We start from the raw sequence: 20408 nt of genomic DNA on the forward strand, positions 1-20408 counted from the left end.
AAGTGATTATTTTCTGAAGTTTTCCAAGTTTCCTTTTCAACTTCAACCACTTGCGCTTCAGATCTCTCGTCAGCGGGAGGCGAATTCTACAGCGTTACACGCTGCTGTCAACACCTCTTTTTCAACTTCCTTTTGGCTTCGATGAACTGAAGCAACCTGCTGCCGAAAACTGCGTAACTCATTGTTTACCAAGGAGTTTTCCGTTTCGACTGCGCCGGAAGTGGGGCGAATTATAGACACCTGGAATCTGCCGTCAACAGCTATTTTCACAATTCTGTCATATAGGTTCAAAAAGCCCCAGAAACGCGAAGGCCGGCTCCCCCCAACAATAGAGGGCGCCGGCCTTCCATCCCCTTCTACTTACAAGCTAGGGAAGGCGAACTGCGAAGCTTCATGGCTCGCACGCTGCGGCCAGCGCTGGGTGATGGCTTTGCGGCGGGTATAGAAACGCACGCCATCCGGGCCGTAGGCGTGCAGGTCGCCGAACAGCGAACGCTTCCAGCCGCCAAAGCTGTGATAAGCCACCGGCACCGGCAGCGGTACGTTGACACCGACCATGCCGACTTCGATCTCGTCGCAGAACAACCGAGCTGCTTCGCCGTCACGGGTGAAGATGCAGGTCCCGTTGCCATATTCGTGATCGTTGATCAGTTGCATGGCTTCTTCCAGGCTGTTGACCCGAACAACGCAAAGTACCGGCCCGAAGATCTCTTCTTTATAGATACGCATCTCTGGCGTGACGTTGTCGAACAGGCAGCCACCCAGGAAGAAGCCTTCCTCGTGGCCAGCCACGGTCAGGCCACGGCCATCCACTACCAGCGTCGCACCGGCGGCTACGCCGTCTTCTACATAACCGCTGACTTTGTCGCGGGCCTGGCCAGTGACCAGAGGCCCCATGTCCAGACCGCAAGAAGTGCCGGCACCGATTTTCAGTGCCTTGATTTGCGGAACCAGTTTGGCCACCAGTGCATCGGCCACCTGGTCACCCACGCACACCGCTACCGAGATCGCCATGCAACGCTCGCCGCAAGAACCGTAGGCCGCGCCCATCAGTGCGCTGACGGCGTTGTCCAGGTCTGCATCCGGCATCAGCACGGCGTGGTTCTTCGCACCGCCCAGGGCCTGAACGCGTTTGCCGCGCTTGGTGCCTTCGGAATAGATGTATTCGGCAATCGGCGTCGAACCAACGAAGCTCAGCGCTTTGACTTCCGGCGCTTCGATCAATGCGTCCACCGCAGTCTTGTCACCGTGCACCACGCTCAGCACGCCTTTAGGCAGACCAGCCTCCAGCAGCAACTGGGCGATCAGCAGCGTCGAACTCGGGTCACGCTCGGATGGCTTGAGGATGAAGCAGTTGCCGCAGACGATCGCCAGCGGGTACATCCACAATGGCACCATGGCCGGGAAGTTGAACGGTGTGATACCGGCAACCACGCCCAGCGGCTGGAAGTCAGACCAGGCATCGATGTTCGGGCCGACGTTACGGCTGTACTCGCCCTTGAGGATTTCCGGAGCCGCGCAAGCGAACTCTACGTTCTCGATGCCGCGCTTCAGTTCACCGGCCGCATCTTCCAGGGTCTTGCCGTGCTCTTCGCTGATCAATTGCGAAATGCGAGCTTCGTTCTGCTCCAGCAGTTGCTTGAAGCGGAACATCACTTGGGCACGCTTGGCCGGTGGCGTGTTGCGCCAGGCCGGGAATGCAGCCTTGGCCGCGTCGATGGCGCTCTGGATGGTTTCGCGGGTCGCCAGTGGCAGCTTGTGGATAGCCTGACCGGTAGACGGGTTGAACACATCAACCGCGCGACCGTTCTCGGTCACCAGTTCGCCATTGATCAAATGCGGAATAACGCTCATGGAAGCTCCTGAAAAATTGTCCACAGGCGCCCTTCAACGGGTGCCTGCTACATAGATAGCTTTTGTAGGAGCGAGCTTGCTCGCGAAGATAGTGAGGGCGCCGCGTTCATCCAGGCAGCCCGCATCATCGTTAACGTCCATCGCAAGCAAGCTCGCTCCTACAGGTGTTTTGTCAAATCAGTCGATCTTGCTCAGCACTTCGCCGACCGCGTCGAACAGACGATCCAGGTCCTGCGGCTTGCTGTTGAAGGTTGGGCCGAACTGCAGGGTGTCGCCGCCGAAGCGCACGTAGAACCCGGCTTTCCACAGCGCCATGCCGGCTTCGAACGGACGCACGATCGCGTCGCCGTCACGTGGGGCGATCTGGATCGCGCCGGCCAGGCCGAAGTTGCGGATGTCGATGATGTTCTTGGTGCCTTTGAGGCCGTGCAGCGCATTTTCGAAATGCGGTGCGACTTCAGCCACGCTCTGCACCAGGTTTTCCTTTTGCAGCAGGTCGAGTGCTGCCAGGCCCGCGGCGCAAGCCACCGGGTGCGCGGAATAGGTGTAGCCATGGGGGAATTCAACCGCGTATTCAGGCGTCGGCTGATTCATGAAGGTCTGGTAGATCTCGGAGCTGGCAATCACCGCGCCCATCGGGATCGCACCGTTGGTGACTTGCTTGGCGATGCACATCAGGTCCGGGGTCACGCCGAAGGTGGTGGCGCCGAACATGGTGCCGGTACGGCCGAAACCGGTGATCACTTCGTCGAACACCAGCAGGATATTGTGCTGGTCGCAGATTTCACGCAGACGCTTGAGGTAGCCCTGTGGTGGAACCAGCACGCCAGCGGAACCGGCCAATGGCTCGACGAAGACCGCCGCGATGTTCGACGCATCGTGCAGTTCGATCAGTTTCAACAGTTCATCAGCCAGGGCGATACCACCCTGCTCCGGCATGCCACGGGAGTAAGCATTGCTGGCCAGCAATGTGTGCGGCAGGTGATCGACGTCCATCATCGCCTGACCGAACAGCTTGCGGTTGCCGTTCACGCCACCGAGGCTGGTGCCGGCGATGTTCACGCCGTGGTAGCCACGGGCACGGCCGATCATTTTGGTCTTGGTCGACTGACCTTTCAGGCGCCAGTAAGCGCGCACCATCTTCACGGCAGTGTCAGCGCACTCGGAGCCCGAGTCGGTGAAGAACACGTGGTTCAGGTTGCCCGGGGTCAGGTCGGTGATTTTTTCAGCCAGCTGGAAGGAAAGCGGATGGCCGTACTGGAAGCCTGGCGAATAATCGAGAGTACCCAGTTGCCTGGCAACCGCTTCCTGGATTTCCTTGCGGGTGTGCCCGGCGCCACAGGTCCACAGACCGGACAACGAGTCATACACCTTGCGACCCTTGTCGTCGATCAGCCAGCTGCCTTCGGCGCCAACGATCAGCCGAGGGTCGCGCTGGAAGTTGCGGTTGGCGGTGTACGGCATCCAGTGGGCATCGAGCTTGAGCTGGCTGGCCAGAGAAGTCGGGGCGTTTTCAGACAAGTTCATGAGCGTAACCTCGCAAGGCGATAAGCGGCATAGGAATGTAAAACCGGCGATTGAAAACCGTTGTTGCAGCTAAATTGCCACGAGGATAAAGTCGGTGAAATGCAACTTTTCTAATGTTCAGTCAGCCAATTACTAAACTTTTGAGTAACCAGCATGAGCACTCGCCGTCCCGATCCGCTGGCCCAGGTCAGCGACTTTGATATTCGCCTGCTCAGGATCTTTCGCAGCGTGGTCGAATGTGGCGGCTTCTCCGCGGCGGAAACCGTGCTGGGCATCGGGCGCTCGGCGATCAGCCAGCAGATGAGCGATCTGGAGCAACGTCTCGGCCTGCGCCTGTGCCAACGGGGACGTGCCGGGTTTTCCCTGACAGAAGAAGGCCGCGAGGTCTATCAATCGGCGTTGCAGCTGTTAAGTGCGCTGGAAAGCTTCCGTACCGAGGTCAATGGCCTGCACCAGCACTTGCGCGGCGAATTGACCATCGGTTTGACGGACAACCTGGTCACCCTGCCCCACATGCGTATCACCCATGCCCTCGCACAATTGAAAGAGCGCGGTCCGGACGTGCAGATCCAGATCCGCATGATCGCGCCCAATGAAGTCGAACAAGGTGTGCTCGACGGCCGTCTGCACGTCGGCGTAGTGCCGCAGGCCAGCGCTCTTTCCGGGCTGGAATATCAACCGCTGTATAGCGAGCGCTCGCTGTTGTACTGCGCGGTCGGCCATCCATTGTTTTATGTCGACGACAAGCAACTGGACGACGAACGCCTGAACAGTCAGGACGCCATCGCGCCCACCTTCCGATTGCCCGCGGAGATCCAGGCCCATTATCAAGCGCTCAATTGCACCGCCAGTGCCTCGGACCGCGAAGGCATGGCGTTCCTGATCCTGACCGGGCGCTATATCGGTTACCTGCCGGATCACTACGCGAGCCTTTGGGTGCAGCAGGGCCGATTGCGCGCATTGAAAGCGAAAACGCGCTTCTATGACCTCAGCCTCGCGTCGGTCACACGCAAAGGGCGTCGCCCGCATCTGGTGCTGGAGAGTTTTCTCGAGAGCCTGGCCGCGACGCGTTGAAAATTGTGGGAGCGGGCTTGCTCCGACAGTAGATTGCGGTGCAGTGTTTTATTGTGTGAGGACTTGTCTGAATCCGGTGGGTACGTTATCAACGCACTGGCCGTCCCCCCCATCAGTTCGGAAATGCCTATGACCTTTGAAGTCCCAGCCCACGGCGCAAAACCCGTCAGCCGCATTCGTCAGAAAAACGAAGAGACCATCATCAAAGCCGCCGAAGACGAGTTCGCCCGTCACGGGTATAAAGGCACGAGCATGAACACCATCGCCCAGAATGCCGGGCTGCCCAAGGCAAACCTGCATTACTACTTCACCAACAAGCTCGGTTTGTACGTGGCGGTGCTGAGCAACATCATCGAGTTGTGGGACAGCACCTTCAACACCCTCACCGCCGAAGACGATCCGAGCGAAGCATTGACCCGCTACATCCGCGCGAAAATGGAGTTCTCCCGACGCCAGCCACAAGCCTCGCGGATTTTCGCCATGGAAGTCATCAGCGGCGGTGAATGCCTGACCGAGTACTTCAACCAGGATTATCGCGCCTGGTTTCAGGGCCGTGCGGGCGTGTTCCAGGCCTGGATCGACGCCGGTAAAATGGACCCGGTCGATCCGGTGCACCTGATCTTCCTGTTGTGGGGCAGCACCCAGCATTACGCCGATTTCGCCACGCAGATCTGCCGCGTCACCGGGCGCACCCGGTTGACTAAACAGGACATGGAAGACGCCGGGGACAACCTGATCCGCATCATTCTCAAGGGCTGCGGCCTGAAACCTGCCATTTAAGTAGCCATTCAGGTACGTATGCCTTTTACCCTCAGCGGTTTTTGCGAATACCGCGAAGAGATTCGCAAGAGCCGCTTCATTACCTTCGCCGCGCCAGTCTCCACCCCGGCCGAGGCCCAAGCGTTCATTGAACAGCACAGTGACTTGAATGCATCGCACAACTGCTGGGCGTGGAAGCTCGGCGATCAGTATCGCAGCAGTGATGATGGCGAGCCCGGCGGTACAGCCGGCCGGCCGATTCTGGCGGCGATCGAAGCGCAGGATTGCGATCAGGTCGCGGTGCTGGTGATTCGCTGGTATGGCGGCATCCAACTGGGCACCGGTGGGCTCGCCCGGGCCTATGGCGGTGGTGCAAACAAGTGCCTGCAAGCGGCGCCAAAGATTGAGCTGATCAGCCGGGTGCCGCTGCGTTGCGCTTGCGGATTTGCCGAGTTGACCCTGGTCAAGCTACGAGTGGCTGAGGCAGGTGGATTGGTTGTGGATGAAAGCTTCACCGCCAATGGTGTCGAGTTGCAGTTGGCCGTAGGTGATGCGCAGATCGACACCTTGCAGTCACAACTGGCCGATTTGAGTCGCGGACGTATTTTGTTGCAGCAGCGCTAAAAAGCTTCAGCACAAGCTGCAATCTTTTGGGGCACGCCGCTTTTTCACTTATTCCATATTTGCCCACATCTGCTGTGCACCCGGCTGTGGATAACCTGAGCACATACGGCTGTAACCCTTGTGTCATACGGCTTTGCGGACTTTGCTCAATTTTCGTCCTATTTGCCATCAAGCCCATCAAATTCAAATAAAAACAACCAGTTACAACGGTTTATCGCCATTAGAAGAAAGCCACTCAGTGCTTATGCCCGTGCTTTGAGCTTGCGCACAAATACTGTGGAGCAATCTGTGGATAACCCGTTCATGGCCGTCTCGGCACCCTGCACGGTATGGCTTGTAGTCGGTTGCTCATTTTTTGAGCAAAACCGCACGAGCAAAATCGGGGCTTGATTTGCACCATTGCCCCCATGTGGTGCCGGACTCTGCGTGGCACATTTGAAAGCCGCGTACTCAACGCCTCTGCTCGCAGGACTTCGACGTTTTCCTGACCATATGGCCAGAAAATTGCTTTATCCACAGGCTCAAGCCCAACAGCACCGAGCCTGTCATGCCCAATCGTTCTCCAACCCCTGATCCGATTCCGCGCCTGCAACTGCGCAGAATCACAAAACGCTACCCCGGTTGCCTGGCCAACGACGCCATCGACCTGACCATTGCCCCTGGCGAGATCCATGCCCTGCTCGGCGAAAACGGTGCGGGCAAAAGCACCTTGATGAAGATCATCTACGGCGTCACCCACGCCGATTCCGGCGAAGTGATCTGGCAAGGTCAGCGGGTGAGCCTGCGCAACCCGGCGCAGGCCCGGGATTTGGGAATCGGCATGGTGTTCCAGCATTTCTCACTGTTCGAAACCCTGAGCGTGGCGCAGAACATCGCCCTGGCCATGGGTGCGGCGGCAGGCACACCCAAACAGCTTGAGCTGAAGATTCGCGAAGTGTCCCGGCGCTACGGCATGGCGCTGGAACCTGAGCGACTTGTCCACAGCCTGTCGATCGGTGAACGGCAACGGGTGGAAATCATTCGCTGCCTGATGCAGGACATCCGCCTGTTGATTCTCGATGAACCGACTTCGGTGCTGACACCGCAAGAGGCCGACGACTTGTTCGTCACCCTGCGCCGGCTCGCCGCCGAAGGCTGCAGCATTTTGTTCATCAGCCACAAGCTTGGGGAAGTGCGTGCGTTGTGCCATAGCGCGACGGTATTGCGCGGCGGACGGGTGGCCGGGCACTGTCTGCCGGCGGAGTGTACGGATCAGCAGTTGGCGCGGTTGATGGTCGGTGAAGCGGCGGAGTTGATCGCAGACTATCCGAAGGTTACTGGTGGTGATGCGTTCCTTGATGTCCGTGGCTTGTCCTGGCACAACCCGGACCCGTTCGGCTGCTCGCTCAAGGACATCGACCTTGAAGTGCGCGGCGGTGAAATTGTCGGCATCGCCGGTGTCGCCGGCAATGGCCAGGATGAGTTGCTGGCCTTGCTCAGCGGCGAAGAGCTGCTGCCTCGCAACGTCAGCGCGACGATCCGTTTTGGCAAGGAGCCCGTCGCCCATTTGCGCCCCGATATACGCCGCCAACTTGGCCTGGCATTTGTCCCTGCCGAACGCCTGGGACATGGTGCGGTGCCAGAGTTGAGCCTGGCGGATAACGCGCTGCTGAGCGCTTTTCAGCAAGGATTGGTGAGTCACGGTCTGATTCAGCGCGGCAAAGTCGAAGCACTGGCCGAGGAAATCATCCACCGTTTCGGCGTCAAGACACCCGATAGCCAGACACCGGCCCGCAGCCTGTCCGGCGGTAACTTGCAGAAATTCATCCTCGGCCGGGAAATCCTCCAACAACCGAAACTGCTGGTGGCCGCGCATCCAACCTGGGGTGTGGATGTCGGTGCCGCCGCCACCATTCATCGCGCCTTGATTGCTTTGCGCGATGCTGGCGCGGCAATCCTGGTGATCTCCGAAGACCTTGACGAACTGTTCCAGATCAGCGACCGCCTCGGCGCCTTGTGCGGCGGTCGACTGTCGGCGCTCCACGCCACCGTCGACACCCGCCTGAGCGATGTCGGCGGCTGGATGGCCGGCCAGTTCGGTGCCCCTCAATCACTCGCATCCGCCACGCGCTAACGGAGCGTCACATGCTGCTTTCCCTTGAACCCCGTGGCCAGCAATCGCGCCTGATGCTGTGGTGCTCGCCGTTGCTGGCGGCGGTCCTGACCCTAGGCTGTGGATCCTTGTTGTTTATCGCGCTCGGGCACGATCCGTTGCTGACCTTGCACACGCTGCTTATCGCACCGGTCAGCGACCTGTACGGCGTCTCTGAACTGTTGGTCAAAGCCCTGCCGATTCTGCTCTGCGCCCTGGGCCTGGCCGTCGCGTATCAGGCACGTATCTGGAACATCGGTGCCGAAGGTCAACTGCTGCTCGGCGCGTTGGCCGGCAGTGCGCTGGCGGTGAACATCATCGATCTGCAAAGCCGCTGGGCACTGGTGCTGATCCTGCTCACAGGCACCCTGGCGGGGGCCGCGTGGGCCGGCCTTACGGCGTGGTTGCGCACGCGCTTCAACGCCAATGAGATCCTGACCAGCATCATGCTCAACTACATCGCACTGAACCTGCTGCTGTTCTGCGTTCACGGCCCTTTGAAGGATCCCGCCGGGTTCAACTTCCCTGAGTCAGCGATGTTCGGTGACGCCAGCCGCATGCCGCTGTTGATGGCGGATGGCCGGGTTCATGCCGGGGTGTATTTCGCCCTGCTCGCATTGGTGGTGGTCTGGGTGTTGTTGCAGAAAAGCTTTGTCGGTTTCCAGATCAAGGTGCTCGGGCTGGACAAGCGTGCCGCCGGTTTTGTCGGCTTTCGCGAGAAGCGCCTGATCTGGCTCGCGCTGTTGATCAGCGGTAGCCTGGCGGGGCTGGCCGGGGTGTGCGAAGTCACCGGCCCCATTGGCCAGCTGGTGCCGCAGGTCTCGCCGGGCTACGGCTATGCGGCGATCACCGTGGCGTTTCTCGGCCGCCTGAATCCTGTCGGCATCCTGTTTTCCAGCCTGTTGATGGCGCTGCTGTACATCGGCGGCGAAAGTGCACAAATGAGCCTGAACCTGCCGCAAGCGATCACCCAATTGTTCCAGGGCATGATGCTGTTTTTCCTGCTGGCCAGTGATGTGCTGATTCTCTACCGACCGCGCTTGAACCTGCGCCGGACCCGTCGCACCCAAGCCACCGCCGTACAAGCAGGAGCGCTGTGATGGATATCGATCTGCTGAGCAATATTTTCTACGCCATGGTCCGCTGCGGTACGCCGTTGCTGCTGGTGGCGCTGGGGGAACTGATCTGCGAGAAAAGCGGCGTCCTCAACCTCGGCCAGGAAGGCTTGATGCTGTTTGGCGCGGTGATCGGTTTCATCGTCGCGTTCAGCACCGGCAATCTGTGGCTCGGCGTGTTGCTGGCGATGCTCGCCGGGATGTTGCTGTCGTCGCTGTTTGCCCTCGTGGCGCTGGTGTTCAATGCCAATCAGGTGGCCACCGGGCTGGCCCTGACGATTTTCGGCGTGGGCCTGTCGACCTTCGTCGGTGCGGCGTGGGTTGGCAAGCCGCTGGCGGGGTTCGAGCCGGTGGCGATTCCATATTTGAGCGAGATCCCGCTGATCGGGCGGATGCTGTTTGCCCAGGACCTGTTGGTGTATCTGTCGTTCGCGTTGTTCGCACTGGTGGCCTGGGTGATTCTGAAAAGCCGCATCGGGTTGATCATTCAAGCGGTCGGCGAAAATCCCGACGCCGCCAGCGCCATGGGCTTGCCGGTTTTGGTTGTACGCACGTTGGCGGTGTTGTTCGGCGGCGCAATGGCAGGGTTGGCCGGGGCTTATCTGTCCCTGGCGTACACGCCGATGTGGGCGGAGAACATGAGCGCCGGGCGCGGCTGGATTGCCCTGGCGCTGGTGGTGTTCGCCAGTTGGCGGGTGTGGCGCCTGCTGCTCGGCGCGTACCTGTTCGGGCTCGCCAGCATCCTGCACCTGGTGGCGCAGGGGTTGGGGCTGGCAATTGCGTCCAGCCTGCTGGCGATGCTGCCGTATGTCGCGACCATTGTGGTGTTGGTACTGCTGTCCCGGGATGCAGTGCGCACACGTTTGTATGCGCCGGTGTCGTTGGGGCAGCCGTGGCGGGCTGGGCATTAATGGTTGTTTGGGCGGACGCCATCGCGAGCAGGCTCGCTCCTACATATTCGCGTCTTGAGCAATTATTGTGTCTGACGCAAACCCTGCTCGCGATGGCGTCCGCACAGGCAACACCTGAGCCACGCCCCACGCCAATTCAAACACCAGAAAAACCACCAGCAGCGAACTCGCGCCATGGATCAGGGCATAGGCCTGCCAGGCCGAGAACAGGAATCTGCCCACGGCGTCATACCGCCCATAAACCTGCTGCGGATCACGAATCCGCAGCACCGACCATACGCAGACAATCGACCCCAGCAGATTCGCCATCAACATGTGCGCCGGTTCGAACGGTGGCAGCTCACCGGGCAAACTCAACGCCTGACTCACGCCCATCAAAAACCCATGCAACGCTGCAAAACTCCACGGCGTGACAAACGCGAGCATCACGATCAAGTCATACCAGGCACTGCCTTGCACCAACCGGCGATATTGCGTTGTAGTCCACATCGACATTGCTCCATCAATTCAGGGAGCAACAAGGCTAAAGCCTGGAGTATGCTCCAGGGTCAAGCCCCCTCGAGACGTCATGATGCGCATCGGTGAATCAGCCCAGGCCAGCGCCGTCACGCAACTGCTGCAAGACAAACTCAAACTGATCGAAGCCCGCATGGCCGAACTCGGCGCGCTGCGCGACGAGTTGCAACAACGGCTCGGGCAACAGTGTCCATTGAATCCACGATCCTGAATTTTCAAGGAAGCCAATCATGTCCAAGGCAAAAACCGCACTCATCATCGGCGCCTCCCGGGGGCTTGGCCTCGGGCTGGCGAAAACCCTGCTGGCCGACGGCTGGCAAGTCACCGCCACCGTGCGCGATCCGCAAAAAGCCGAAGCCTTGCAGGCCCTGGGCAATGTGCGGATCGAAAAGCTCGACATGGACGATCAACAGGCGGTGTCCGCCCTGAGCCAACAACTCAAGGGGGATGTGTTTGACCTGTTGTTCGTCAATGCCGGGGTCAAGGGGCCGGAAGTCCAGACACCGAACGGTGGTGCGACAATGGCCGAAGTCGGTCAACTGTTCTTCACCAACGCCGTGGCGCCGATCAACCTGGCCCAGCGCTTTGTCGACCAGATCCGCCCGGACACCGGCGTGCTGGCATTCATGAGCTCAGTGCTGGGCAGCGTGACCATGCCCGATGCGCCGGAACTGGCACTGTACAAGGCCAGTAAGGCGGCACTGAATTCCATGACCAACAGCTTCGTCACTCAATTGGGTGAAACAGGGCTCACCGTGCTGTCGCTGCACCCGGGCTGGGTGAAAACCGATATGGGCGGTGAAGACGCGGACATCGACGTGGAAACCAGCACCCGTGGTCTGGTCGATCAGGTGAATGCGTATGTCGGCAAGGGCGGGCATCATTTCATCAACTACCGGGGTGAAACCATTCCCTGGTAATCACCGCCGCCCACTGTAGGAGCTGGCTTGCCAGCGATGGTGTATCAGCTATATCAACGTCGACTGACACACCATCGCGAGCAAGCTCGCTCCTACAGAGGGTTTTGCACCTGCCTGTCGGGCCGGGCTTGCCCATAACGGCGTTTTGATCGACACTTCGCACCTCGCCTCCCCGGCGACCCTGGATCAGCAGACAGGGCAACACTGAGCTGGCAACCCTGAACCCAACTTTCAGAGGAGCCGGCCAACATGGCTGCGATCCGTACCTGGTTAAAAAATCCCCTTGCCATTTTCACGGCCAACGGTCTCGATGCCCGTGGCGGTCTGGTGCTGCAAGACGGTTTGATCGTCGAAGTGCTCGGCGCCGGTCAACAACCGTCCGCACCGTGCAACGAAGTGTTCGATGCCCGCGAGCATGTGATCCTGCCGGGCCTGATCAACACCCATCACCACTTCTATCAAACCCTGACCCGCGCCTGGGCGCCGGTGGTCAATCAGCCGCTGTTCCCCTGGCTGAAAACCCTGTACCCGGTATGGGCACGCCTGACGCCGGAAAAACTCGCCCTCGCCACCAAGGTCGCGTTGGCTGAATTGCTGCTGTCCGGTTGCACCACTGCCGCCGACCATCACTACCTGTTCCCGGAAGGTCTGGAAAACGCGATCGACGTACAAGTCGAAAGCGTTCGCGAGCTGGGCATGCGTGCCATGCTGACCCGCGGTTCCATGAGCCTCGGTGAAAAGGATGGTGGCCTGCCGCCGCAACAAACCGTGCAGGAAGGCGAAGTGATCCTCGCCGATAGCCAGCGGCTGATCGCCGAGTACCACGAACGTGGTGACGGCGCGCAAATCCAGATCGCCCTGGCACCGTGCTCGCCGTTTTCGGTGACACCGGAAATCATGTCGGCCAGTGCCGAACTGGCGAACAAACTCGACGTGCGCCTGCACACCCACCTGGCAGAAACCCTCGACGAAGAAGATTTCTGCCTGCAACGCTTCGGCCTGCGCACCGTGGATTATCTGGACAGCGTAGGCTGGCTCGGCCCGCGTACCTGGCTGGCCCATGGCATCCATTTCAACCCGGATGAAATCGCCCGTCTCGGCGCTGCCGGGACAGGCATCTGCCATTGCCCAAGCTCAAACATGCGCCTGGCCTCGGGCATTTGCCCGAGCATCGATCTGACCGATGCTGGTGCCTTGCTTGGTTTGGGCGTGGACGGTTCGGCGTCCAACGATGCCTCGAACATGATGCTCGAAGCGCGTCAGGCCCTGTACATCCAACGCTTGCGCTACGGCGCCGAGAAAATCACCCCGGAGCGCGTATTGGGTTGGGCGACCAAGGGTTCGGCGAGCTTGCTGGGCCGTACCGATATCGGCGAATTGGCGGTGGGCAAGCAGGCGGACTTGGCGATGTTCAAGCTCGATGAGCTGCGCTTCTCCGGCAGCCATGATCCGGTCTCGGCGTTGCTGCTGTGTGGTGCCGATCGCGCGGATCGAGTGATGGTCGGCGGCAAGTGGCGGGTGATCGATGGGCAGGTCGAGGGGCTGGATCTGAAGGGGTTGATTGCTGAACACAGCCAGGCGGCGCGGCAGTTGATCGCCGGGACCTGATACAACACCGATAAAAACTGTGGGAGCCTGCTAGCTCCCACATTGGTTTTGTGGAGGGTCATGGCCATCTGGATTTGCGCACCAGTGGATGGCAGCCGTGCAAGGACATGCACTTTTATCGGACTTCAAAGACCCATCGCGAGCCAGCTCGCGATGGCATCACCGCGGATTCACGTTTTGTTGTCTTGTTGGTCAGCAATTTGCATTGCCCTGTGCAAGCCCGAGAGCCCAGCCAACCTCACAACAAAATGGAGTTCCAATTCATGCATAACCGTCCGTTGAAGAAGCTGCTTTGCGCCGTTGCGGCGGCCATCGGTCTGAGCGCCGGTCTGACCGTCAGTGCCAACGAACCGCTGAAAGTCGGCTTCGTCTATATAGGTCCGATCGGTGACCACGGCTGGACGTATCAGCATGAACAGGGGCGCAAGGAACTCGCAGAAAAATTCGGTGCGCAGATCACCACCAACTACGTGGAAAACGTCGCCGAAGGCGCCGACGCCGAGCGAGTGATCCGCAACATGGCCAAGGACAAATACGACCTGATCTTCACCACCTCTTTCGGCTACATGAACCCGACCGTGAAAGTCGCCAAACAGTTTCCCATGGTGACCTTCGAACACGCCACCGGCTACAAGCAGGGCAACAACCTCGGCACTTACCTGGCGCGCACTTACGAGGGCCGCTACGTCGGCGGCTTCCTCGCGGCGAAGATGACCAAGACCAAAAAAGTCGGCTACGTCGCCTCGTTCCCGATCCCGGAAGTGATCCGCGACATCAACGCCATCCAGCTGGCATTGAACAAGTACAACCCCGGCACCGAGATCAAGGTGGTGTGGGTCAACTCATGGTTCGATCCGGGCAAGGAAGCGGATGCCGCCAACGCGCTGATCGACCAGGGCGTGGACGTGGTGTTCCAGCACACCGACAGCCCCGCGCCGATCCAGGCCGCCGAACGTCGCGGCGTGTATGCCGTGGGCTACGCTTCGGACATGGCGCACTTCGGACCGAAAGCGGTGCTGACCTCCATCGTCAACGACTGGGGCCCGCACTACATTCAGGCAACCCAAAGCGTGATCGACCATGACTGGAAATCCCGGGACTACTGGGGCGGTTTGAAAGAAGGCACCGTTGAGCTGCCGATCAGCGACCTGGTGCCGGCGACGGTGAAGAGCGAAGCCGAGCAGCTCATCGCCGATATCAAGAGCGGTGCGTTGCAACTGTTCACCGGGCCGATCAAGGATCAGGCCGGGGTCGAGAAAATCCCCGCGGGCGCGAGCGCGACCACGGCGCAACTGGCTTCGATGAATTACTACGTGGAAGGCATGAAGGCCGAGATGCCGAAGTAATTCTTCAGCCAGAACACAAAACCCTGTGGGAGCGAGCCTGCTCGCGAAGGCGTCTGTACACTCAACATTGATGCTGGCTGACCCACCGCATTCGCGAGCAGGCTCGCTCCCACATGTGATCTTCATCGCGTTCAAGGATTGCGTATGACCAGCCTTCCGATCATCGACATCACCCCGCTCTACAGCGACGACCCATCCGCCTGGTCAGCCGTGGCCGGACAAATCGACCTCGCCTGCCGCGAATGGGGTTTCTTCTACATCAAGGGCCACCCGATCAGCGCTGCGCGAATCGATCAACTGCTCGACAGTGCCAAACGCTTCTTCGCCCAACCCACCGCCGAAAAACTCAAGATCGACATCACCCAGACCCGTCACCATCGCGGCTACGGCGCCATCGCCACTGAGCAGCTCGACCCGAGTAAACCCGGCGACCTCAAGGAAACCTTCGACATGGGCCTGCACCTGCCGGCCGAGCACCCTGACGTACTGGCGGAAAAACCCTTGCGCGGTCCCAATCGCCATCCGTCCATGCCCGGCTGGGAAGCGCTGATGGAGCGACACTACGTCGACATGCAAGCCCTCGCACAAACGCTGTTGCGGGCGATGACCCTGGCGCTGGGGATTGAGCGCGATTTCTTCGACACACGCTTCAATGATCCGGTCAGCGTGCTGCGGATGATTCATTACCCGCCGCGCCACACTGCCAGCTCCGCCGAGCAGCAAGGAGCCGGCACCCACACCGACTACGGTTGCATCACCCTGCTTTATCAGGATGCCGCCGCAGGCTTGCAGGTACGCAGCGTCAAGGGTGAGTGGATCGACGCACCGCCCATCGAAGGTACGTTCGTGGTCAACCTCGGAGACATGATGGCGCGCTGGAGCAACGACCGCTATCTGTCGACGCCGCACCGGGTGATCAGCCCGCTCGGCGTGGATCGTTATTCGATGCCGTTCTTCGCCGAGCCGCACCCGGATACCCGCATCGAATGCCTGCCCGGTTGTCGGGATGAACAGCACCCGGCGAAATACCCGGCCACCACCTGTGCCGAGTTCCTGCTCTCGCGCTTCGCCGATACCTACGCTTATCGACGGGAACCGGAAGCGGTGTGATGAACCGCCTGGTCAGGTTTTACCAATTGTTGCGGCAACCCTCTGTAGAATGGCGACCATTGCACCTGATGAGAAAAGAATCATGTATGACTGGCTGAACGCCCTGCCCAAGGCAGAATTGCACCTGCACCTGGAAGGCTCGCTGGAACCCGAACTGTTGTTCGCCCTGGCCGAGCGCAACAAGATTGCCCTGCCATGGAACGACGTCGAAACCTTGCGCAAGGCGTATGCCTTCAACAACCTGCAGGAGTTCCTTGACCTGTATTACCGGGGTGCCGATGTGCTGCGCACGTCCCAGGACTTCTATGACCTGACCTGGGCATACCTGCTGCGCTGCAAAGAACAGAACGTGATTCACACTGAACCGTTCTTCGATCCGCAGACCCACACCGACCGTGGCATCCCTTTCGAAGTGGTACTCAACGGCATCGCCGCCGCGCTGAAGGATGGCGAGCAGCAACTGGGTATCACCAGTGGTTTGATCCTGAGTTTCCTGCGCCACCTGAGCGAAGACCAAGCGCAGAAAACCCTCGACCAGGCGCTGCCGTTCCGCGAAGCGTTCGTCGCCGTGGGCCTGGACAGCTCCGAGATGGGCCACCCGCCGAGCAAGTTCCAGCGCGTGTTCGACCGCGCCCGTCACGAAGGCTTCCTGACCGTCGCCCACGCCGGTGAAGAAGGCCCGCCCGAGTACATCTGGGAAGCCATCGACCTGCTGAAAATCCAGCGCATCGACCATGGCGTGCGCGCCATCGAAGACGAGCGCCTGATGCAGCGAATCATCGACGAGCAGATCCCGCTGACCGTATGCCCGTTGTCGAACACCAAGCTTTGCGTGTTCGATCACATGTCACAGCACAACATTCTCGACATGCTGGAGCGCGGCGTGAAAGTGACCGTGAACTCCGATGACCCGGCGTACTTCGGTGGTTATGTCACCGAGAACTTCCATGCGCTGCACACCCACCTGGGCATGACTCAGGATCAGGCCAAACGCCTGGCGCAGAACAGCCTCGATGCGCGATTGGTGAAACCCTAGGCAGCACCGCAAATCCAACTGTAGGAGCTGGCTTGCCAGCGAAAGCGCCCTCCCATTCACCAAAAATGTTGAATGTGGCAACGGCTTCGCTGGCAAGCCAGCTCCTACAGATTGGGGTAAGGTTTAAAGCGCCATTTCCAGTTCGGCTTCCTGGGCGAAGCGATGAATTTCGCGTTGCCCGGAAGCCGTCACCTGCAAGGCTCGGGAATCGTTGGGCAGGCTCAGCCACCCCGACTGCATGAACAGCTGCAACAATGCCGCGCCCAGCGAGCCGCCCATGTGCGGGCGTCTTTCGCTCCAGTCAGGGCATGCGCAGGCAACCCTGCCATGGTGATGGGCCAGCGCCTGGATGAACACTCCCCGTGCCGCCAACCCCGTCGCGCCCTTGAGCGTGACCGTGACCCGCTGATCAAACTGTTCGATCCAGCCTGCCTCCAGCAGTCGCTGATACAGATCGGCCGACAGGGTGCCCCCCAAGTGATCGTCGCACAGTCGGGCACTCAGCAATGACGAACGCACCGCCTGGGGTTTGACGAGAGGCGCATTGCGTTTGAATACCTGCGCAATATCCTGGGGTGCGCTGGCGAAGGTCGCGCTGGCCAGTGCCTCGATTGCCGCCCCGACCTCGGGCGCGGCCAGGCGGAAGAAGCGTTTGCGGCCGCGGCTTTCAACCCTCAACAGACCTCCAGCGGACAAACGTCCCAGGTGTGCGCTGGCCGAAGACGGTGACAGGCCGGCCAGCAATGCCAACTCTTCGGTTGTTCGCGCCGAACCGTCCATCAAGGCCCACATCATTGCGCTGCGCTTTGGGTCAGCCAGCAATGTGGCGATCTGGCTGATGCAAGGTGCATGTTCCATGTATTCACTCCCTGTTGAATCGTTTCGTTTACTGCCCGGAAACATCTTGAGCAGTAATGTGTCGTCGGCCAATCCGTGGAGACTGTCATAAACCCGGCGACGCCTTGCTCACCCATTTGCGCTGCCTGGCCGACGCTGCGAAGGCCAGAAGGATGACCGTCAGCCGGACCGACTCGAACGTTGGTCCGCCATTGGGGGATCGACGCTACCTACATGATGAGGGCGCTAGTATATGCGGGTTGGTCGCGGGATCCTGTCCTCCGCCCGGCATAGGTGGTGATCGTTCCTGAGAGAAATTTCTCTTTTTTCGTGCGACTAATGATCGATATCCGAAAAACCCGGAAATTGACTGCTCAAAAGTTCACATCGGCTGACAAGCATTTCACGCAAGAGATTCACCGGCTTACTCAATTGCGCGCGATGGGCGCACAACAGATTCAGCGGTGCGCGTTCACAGAGCAGCTCCGGCATCAGCACCTTCAAGCGACCGGCCAGTACATCGGCGGCGACATCCAGCCAGGACTTGTACGCGATCCCGGCGCCCGCCACGGCCCAAAGGCGCACGACATCGGCATCGTCACTGAAACGATCGCCGCTGACGGTCAGGCTGACTTCGCGTTTGCCGTCGTGAAAACTCCAGTGGTCGTGGACCCGGCTGCCGAGCATGTACAACAGGCAATTGTGCTGTGCCAGTTGCTCAAGATGCCGCGGCTCGCCATGACGGGCCAGATAGCCGGGAGCGGCGCACAACACCCGGCGGTTCTGCGGGGCGATGGGCAGCGCCACCAGGCTGGAGTCCTCCGGTTCACCGTAGCGCAGGGCAATGTCTACCGGTTGGCGAAACAGGTCGGCGATGCGATCCCCCAGCAGCAGGCGCACGGTCAGTTTCGGATGTTCGCGTTGAAACTCATCGAGCCAGGGCAGCAGCAGATGGCGGCCAAAGTCCGATGGTGCCGACAGTTGCAGAACTCCGCTGACCTGGTCTTGACCACTGGCCAGCAATCGCCGGCCCTCGTCGAGATTGCTCAGGGCCGCGCGGGCGTATTCGAGAAAGCCCTCGCCTTCGACGGTCAGGCGCAGGCTGCGGGTCGAACGGGCCAACAAGCGGGCGCCGAGCTGTTGTTCGATGCGTTTGAGCGCCGCACTGGCCACCGCCGCCGACATGTCCATGCCTCGCGCGGCGGCGGACAGACTGCCCAGGTCCGCCGCCCGGACAAACAACTGCAAGTCATCGAAACGCAGCATCAGAGCACCGATTATCAAAAAAATATTGAAAGAGACTGCTCTTTTAGCCGGTTTTATCTTCAGGAGAAATAGCCAATCATTTCCCCCATCGAATCTCTTCTTTATCAGTGTTCCGGAGCCGCTCATGAAAGCCATTGCCTACTACGCCTCGTTGCCGATCAGTGACGACAAGGCTCTGCAAGACATCGAACTACCGGAACCGGTCGCCGGCCCCCGCGATTTGCTGGTGGAAGTCAAAGCCATCTCGGTCAACCCGGTGGACACCAAGGTGCGCCAGAACGTCCAGCCCGAAGGTGGCGCGGCCAAGGTGCTGGGTTGGGATGTGGCCGGTGTGGTCAAGGCGGTGGGCAGTGAGGTGACGCTGTTCCAGGCCGGCGACAAGGTGTTTTACGCCGGCTCCATCGCGCGTGCGGGCGGCAACAGCGAGTTGCATGTGGTGGACGAGCGCATCGTCGGCCACATGCCAAAGACCCTGGGATTCGCCGAAGCCGCTGCCCTGCCGCTCACCGCGATCACGGCGTGGGAACTGCTGTTCGAACGCCTGCAAATACGCGAAGGCAAAACCGATGAAGGCCAGAGCCTGTTGATCGTCGGCGCGGCGGGTGGCGTGGGCTCGATGCTTACGCAGCTCGCTCACCAACTGACGGCCCTGAAAGTCATCGGCAGCGCTTCGCGTGCGCAGACCCAAAGCTGGGTGAAGGAACTGGGTGCCGATCTGGTGATCGACCACAGCCAGCCACTCTGCGAAGCACTCAAGCGTGCCGGCGTGGATCAGGTCACCCACGTCGCCAGCCTGACCCAGACCGACCAGCACCTGGACCAACTGGTCGAGGCATTGGCGCCCCAGGGCAAGCTGGCGCTGATCGATGACCCCAAGGTGCTGGACGTGACCAAGCTCAAGCGCAAGAGCCTGTCTCTTCACTGGGAGTTCATGTACACCCGTTCGCTGTTTGAAACCCCGGACATGATCGAGCAGCACAACCTGCTCAATCGCGTCGCTTGGCTGATCGATGCCGGGACCCTGAAAACCACGGTGGGCGAACACTTCGGCACGATCAATGCGGCCAATTTGCGCCGTGCCCATGCCCTGCTGGAGAGCGGCAAGGCCAAGGGCAAGATCGTGCTGGAAGGGTTCTGAGGCGCTGAAAAGAACCATCGCTGATTTCGTGTTTACCTTCGGCGACCGGGTAGTTCCGGCCGCCGACAATCCCTGCGGGCGCCCTCGCAAAGTCATGTTTTTTTAGTTACAAACCGTCAGTCCGACAGTTGATCCTTGTCACAATGGTGCTCGAATTCGGGACTACAATCGAAACTCCTGCGAGGCAGTCTTTTGCGTAACGTCTTTTACGAGACATCTTTACGAGACATCTTTTACAAGAGGAGTTCGGCTATGAAGATCCTGATAAAAGAACTGGCAAAGTCCCAGTGGCAAGTTCGCTTGGACCAACATGCTGTGACGTTCCGCAGCGAAGCAGAAGCTCGCGCTTTCACGCGAACCCTTGAAGCCCGCATCCAGGCCCCTCACCCCATTCCCGTCTTCCACCCGCAGCGCGCAGCCGGCTGATTCCGGCCTCAAACCTGGGCTTGCGCCAGCGCCCGGGCATTTTGCAAACGCCGGGTGAGCAACGCCGCACTCACCACCAGAATTCCACACAGGCTGATGACCATGGCCATCGGCACGGCGCTGCCGTCGTGCAGCACGCCCACCAGCGCAGAGGCACCGGCAGCCACGCTGAATTGCAGGCAACCGAGCAGCGCCGATGCACTGCCGGCC

The 20408-nt window shown here is 60.1% G+C and carries 19 protein-coding genes and 1 pseudogene; 14 read left to right on the forward strand and 6 right to left on the reverse strand.

Going from position 1 to position 20408, the window contains the following annotated elements; genetic code table 11:
* Positions 1-360: 360 nt before the first annotated feature.
* Complete coding sequence (locus KGA83_RS24755) at positions 361-1854, reverse strand: CoA-acylating methylmalonate-semialdehyde dehydrogenase (protein WP_095946036.1); 1494 nt, start codon at positions 1852-1854, stop codon at positions 361-363.
* Between the two features lie 177 nt (positions 1855-2031).
* Entirely contained in the window at positions 2032-3381 is a 1350-nt protein-coding gene (locus KGA83_RS24760) for an aspartate aminotransferase family protein (protein WP_223531112.1), read from the reverse strand.
* Between the two features lie 153 nt (positions 3382-3534).
* On the opposite strand from KGA83_RS24760, the gene KGA83_RS24765 reads away from it, so the two are divergent.
* The 6 genes from KGA83_RS24765 (at position 3535) to KGA83_RS24790 (ending at position 9995) form a co-directional block, all read left to right on the forward strand.
* A complete protein-coding gene (locus tag KGA83_RS24765) occupies positions 3535-4455 on the forward strand; it encodes a LysR family transcriptional regulator (protein ID WP_223531113.1) in 921 nt (306 codons plus the stop codon).
* A gap of 129 nt (positions 4456-4584) precedes the next feature.
* A complete protein-coding gene (locus tag KGA83_RS24770) occupies positions 4585-5235 on the forward strand; it encodes a TetR/AcrR family transcriptional regulator (RefSeq protein WP_008050321.1) in 651 nt (216 codons plus the stop codon).
* Positions 5236-5253: 18 nt separating this feature from the next.
* A complete protein-coding gene (locus tag KGA83_RS24775) occupies positions 5254-5838 on the forward strand; it encodes an IMPACT family protein (protein WP_108219873.1) in 585 nt (194 codons plus the stop codon).
* A 547-nt stretch (positions 5839-6385) separates the two neighbouring features.
* Entirely contained in the window at positions 6386-7951 is a 1566-nt protein-coding gene (locus tag KGA83_RS24780) for an ABC transporter ATP-binding protein (protein ID WP_223531114.1), read from the forward strand.
* Between the two features lie 11 nt (positions 7952-7962).
* Entirely contained in the window at positions 7963-9069 is a 1107-nt protein-coding gene (locus tag KGA83_RS24785; protein WP_108219871.1) for an ABC transporter permease, read from the forward strand.
* Positions 9069-9995: an ABC transporter permease gene (locus KGA83_RS24790; protein WP_108219870.1), complete on the forward strand. Its 927-nt coding sequence runs from the start codon at positions 9069-9071 to the stop codon at positions 9993-9995. Before KGA83_RS24785 ends, KGA83_RS24790 begins: the two co-directional genes overlap by 1 nt.
* 39 nt (positions 9996-10034) lie before the next feature.
* Here KGA83_RS24790 and KGA83_RS24795 read toward each other — a convergent pair whose 3' ends face one another.
* The gene (locus tag KGA83_RS24795; protein ID WP_115947757.1) at positions 10035-10484 is read right to left on the reverse strand and encodes a hypothetical protein; all 450 of its coding nucleotides are present in this window, start codon (positions 10482-10484) and stop codon (positions 10035-10037) included.
* Positions 10485-10563: 79 nt separating this feature from the next.
* Here KGA83_RS24795 and KGA83_RS24800 point away from each other — a divergent pair, with 79 nt between their 5' ends.
* The 6 genes from KGA83_RS24800 (at position 10564) to KGA83_RS24825 (ending at position 16531) form a co-directional block, all read left to right on the forward strand.
* The gene (locus KGA83_RS24800) at positions 10564-10722 is read left to right on the forward strand and encodes a hypothetical protein (RefSeq protein WP_177413264.1); all 159 of its coding nucleotides are present in this window, start codon (positions 10564-10566) and stop codon (positions 10720-10722) included.
* Between the two features lie 19 nt (positions 10723-10741).
* Positions 10742-11431, forward strand: a complete 690-nt coding sequence (locus tag KGA83_RS24805) for an SDR family oxidoreductase (RefSeq protein ID WP_108219868.1) — start codon at positions 10742-10744, stop codon at positions 11429-11431.
* A 249-nt stretch (positions 11432-11680) separates the two neighbouring features.
* Entirely contained in the window at positions 11681-13039 is a 1359-nt protein-coding gene (locus tag KGA83_RS24810; protein WP_115947755.1) for an 8-oxoguanine deaminase, read from the forward strand.
* A 263-nt stretch (positions 13040-13302) separates the two neighbouring features.
* Positions 13303-14385, forward strand: coding sequence for a BMP family ABC transporter substrate-binding protein (locus tag KGA83_RS24815; RefSeq protein ID WP_108219866.1), 1083 nt, complete (start codon positions 13303-13305; stop codon positions 14383-14385).
* Positions 14386-14529: 144 nt separating this feature from the next.
* Positions 14530-15495 carry an isopenicillin N synthase family dioxygenase gene (locus KGA83_RS24820; protein WP_108219865.1) on the forward strand — a complete coding sequence of 322 codons (966 nt, stop codon included), beginning with the start codon at positions 14530-14532 and terminating at the stop codon, positions 15493-15495.
* Positions 15496-15577: 82 nt separating this feature from the next.
* Positions 15578-16531 carry an adenosine deaminase gene (locus KGA83_RS24825; protein ID WP_108219864.1) on the forward strand — a complete coding sequence of 318 codons (954 nt, stop codon included), beginning with the start codon at positions 15578-15580 and terminating at the stop codon, positions 16529-16531.
* A gap of 123 nt (positions 16532-16654) precedes the next feature.
* Here KGA83_RS24825 and KGA83_RS24830 read toward each other — a convergent pair whose 3' ends face one another.
* On the reverse strand, positions 16655-17389 hold the full coding sequence (locus tag KGA83_RS24830) for an ArsR/SmtB family transcription factor (protein WP_108219863.1): 735 nt from the start codon (positions 17387-17389) through the stop codon (positions 16655-16657).
* A 315-nt stretch (positions 17390-17704) separates the two neighbouring features.
* A complete protein-coding gene (locus KGA83_RS24835; RefSeq protein ID WP_108219862.1) occupies positions 17705-18634 on the reverse strand; it encodes a LysR family transcriptional regulator in 930 nt (309 codons plus the stop codon).
* 124 nt (positions 18635-18758) lie between these two features.
* On the opposite strand from KGA83_RS24835, the gene KGA83_RS24840 reads away from it, so the two are divergent.
* Positions 18759-19772, forward strand: a complete 1014-nt coding sequence (locus KGA83_RS24840; RefSeq protein WP_108219861.1) for a zinc-binding alcohol dehydrogenase family protein — start codon at positions 18759-18761, stop codon at positions 19770-19772.
* Between the two features lie 252 nt (positions 19773-20024).
* Positions 20025-20198, forward strand: a complete 174-nt coding sequence (locus tag KGA83_RS24845) for a hypothetical protein (RefSeq protein ID WP_177413263.1) — start codon at positions 20025-20027, stop codon at positions 20196-20198.
* Between the two features lie 8 nt (positions 20199-20206).
* On the opposite strand, the pseudogene KGA83_RS24850 reads toward KGA83_RS24845, so the two are convergent.
* Positions 20207-20408, reverse strand: a pseudogene (locus KGA83_RS24850) (Bcr/CflA family drug resistance efflux transporter); the annotation flags it as partial.

Origin of the sequence: Pseudomonas sp. GL-R-19, assembly GCF_019956375.1 — a bacterium.
In the GTDB taxonomy this organism is placed as follows: domain Bacteria; phylum Pseudomonadota; class Gammaproteobacteria; order Pseudomonadales; family Pseudomonadaceae; genus Aquipseudomonas.

Coding starts and splice junctions, on each gene's coding strand:
- KGA83_RS24825 (WP_108219864.1), top strand. CDS start 15,578: ATGTATGACTGGCTGAACGCCCTGCCCAAGGCAGAATTGCACCTGCAC.
- KGA83_RS24780 (WP_223531114.1), top strand. CDS start 6,386: ATGCCCAATCGTTCTCCAACCCCTGATCCGATTCCGCGCCTGCAACTG.
- KGA83_RS24830 (WP_108219863.1), bottom strand. CDS start 17,389: ATGGAACATGCACCTTGCATCAGCCAGATCGCCACATTGCTGGCTGAC.
- KGA83_RS24795 (WP_115947757.1), bottom strand. CDS start 10,484: ATGTGGACTACAACGCAATATCGCCGGTTGGTGCAAGGCAGTGCCTGG.
- KGA83_RS24840 (WP_108219861.1), top strand. CDS start 18,759: ATGAAAGCCATTGCCTACTACGCCTCGTTGCCGATCAGTGACGACAAG.
- KGA83_RS24845 (WP_177413263.1), top strand. CDS start 20,025: ATGAAGATCCTGATAAAAGAACTGGCAAAGTCCCAGTGGCAAGTTCGC.
- KGA83_RS24790 (WP_108219870.1), top strand. CDS start 9,069: ATGGATATCGATCTGCTGAGCAATATTTTCTACGCCATGGTCCGCTGC.
- KGA83_RS24770 (WP_008050321.1), top strand. CDS start 4,585: ATGACCTTTGAAGTCCCAGCCCACGGCGCAAAACCCGTCAGCCGCATT.
- KGA83_RS24800 (WP_177413264.1), top strand. CDS start 10,564: ATGATGCGCATCGGTGAATCAGCCCAGGCCAGCGCCGTCACGCAACTG.
- KGA83_RS24785 (WP_108219871.1), top strand. CDS start 7,963: ATGCTGCTTTCCCTTGAACCCCGTGGCCAGCAATCGCGCCTGATGCTG.
- KGA83_RS24820 (WP_108219865.1), top strand. CDS start 14,530: ATGACCAGCCTTCCGATCATCGACATCACCCCGCTCTACAGCGACGAC.
- KGA83_RS24775 (WP_108219873.1), top strand. CDS start 5,254: ATGCCTTTTACCCTCAGCGGTTTTTGCGAATACCGCGAAGAGATTCGC.
- KGA83_RS24805 (WP_108219868.1), top strand. CDS start 10,742: ATGTCCAAGGCAAAAACCGCACTCATCATCGGCGCCTCCCGGGGGCTT.
- KGA83_RS24755 (WP_095946036.1), bottom strand. CDS start 1,854: ATGAGCGTTATTCCGCATTTGATCAATGGCGAACTGGTGACCGAGAAC.
- KGA83_RS24815 (WP_108219866.1), top strand. CDS start 13,303: ATGCATAACCGTCCGTTGAAGAAGCTGCTTTGCGCCGTTGCGGCGGCC.
- KGA83_RS24835 (WP_108219862.1), bottom strand. CDS start 18,634: ATGCTGCGTTTCGATGACTTGCAGTTGTTTGTCCGGGCGGCGGACCTG.
- KGA83_RS24765 (WP_223531113.1), top strand. CDS start 3,535: ATGAGCACTCGCCGTCCCGATCCGCTGGCCCAGGTCAGCGACTTTGAT.
- KGA83_RS24760 (WP_223531112.1), bottom strand. CDS start 3,381: ATGAACTTGTCTGAAAACGCCCCGACTTCTCTGGCCAGCCAGCTCAAG.
- KGA83_RS24810 (WP_115947755.1), top strand. CDS start 11,681: ATGGCTGCGATCCGTACCTGGTTAAAAAATCCCCTTGCCATTTTCACG.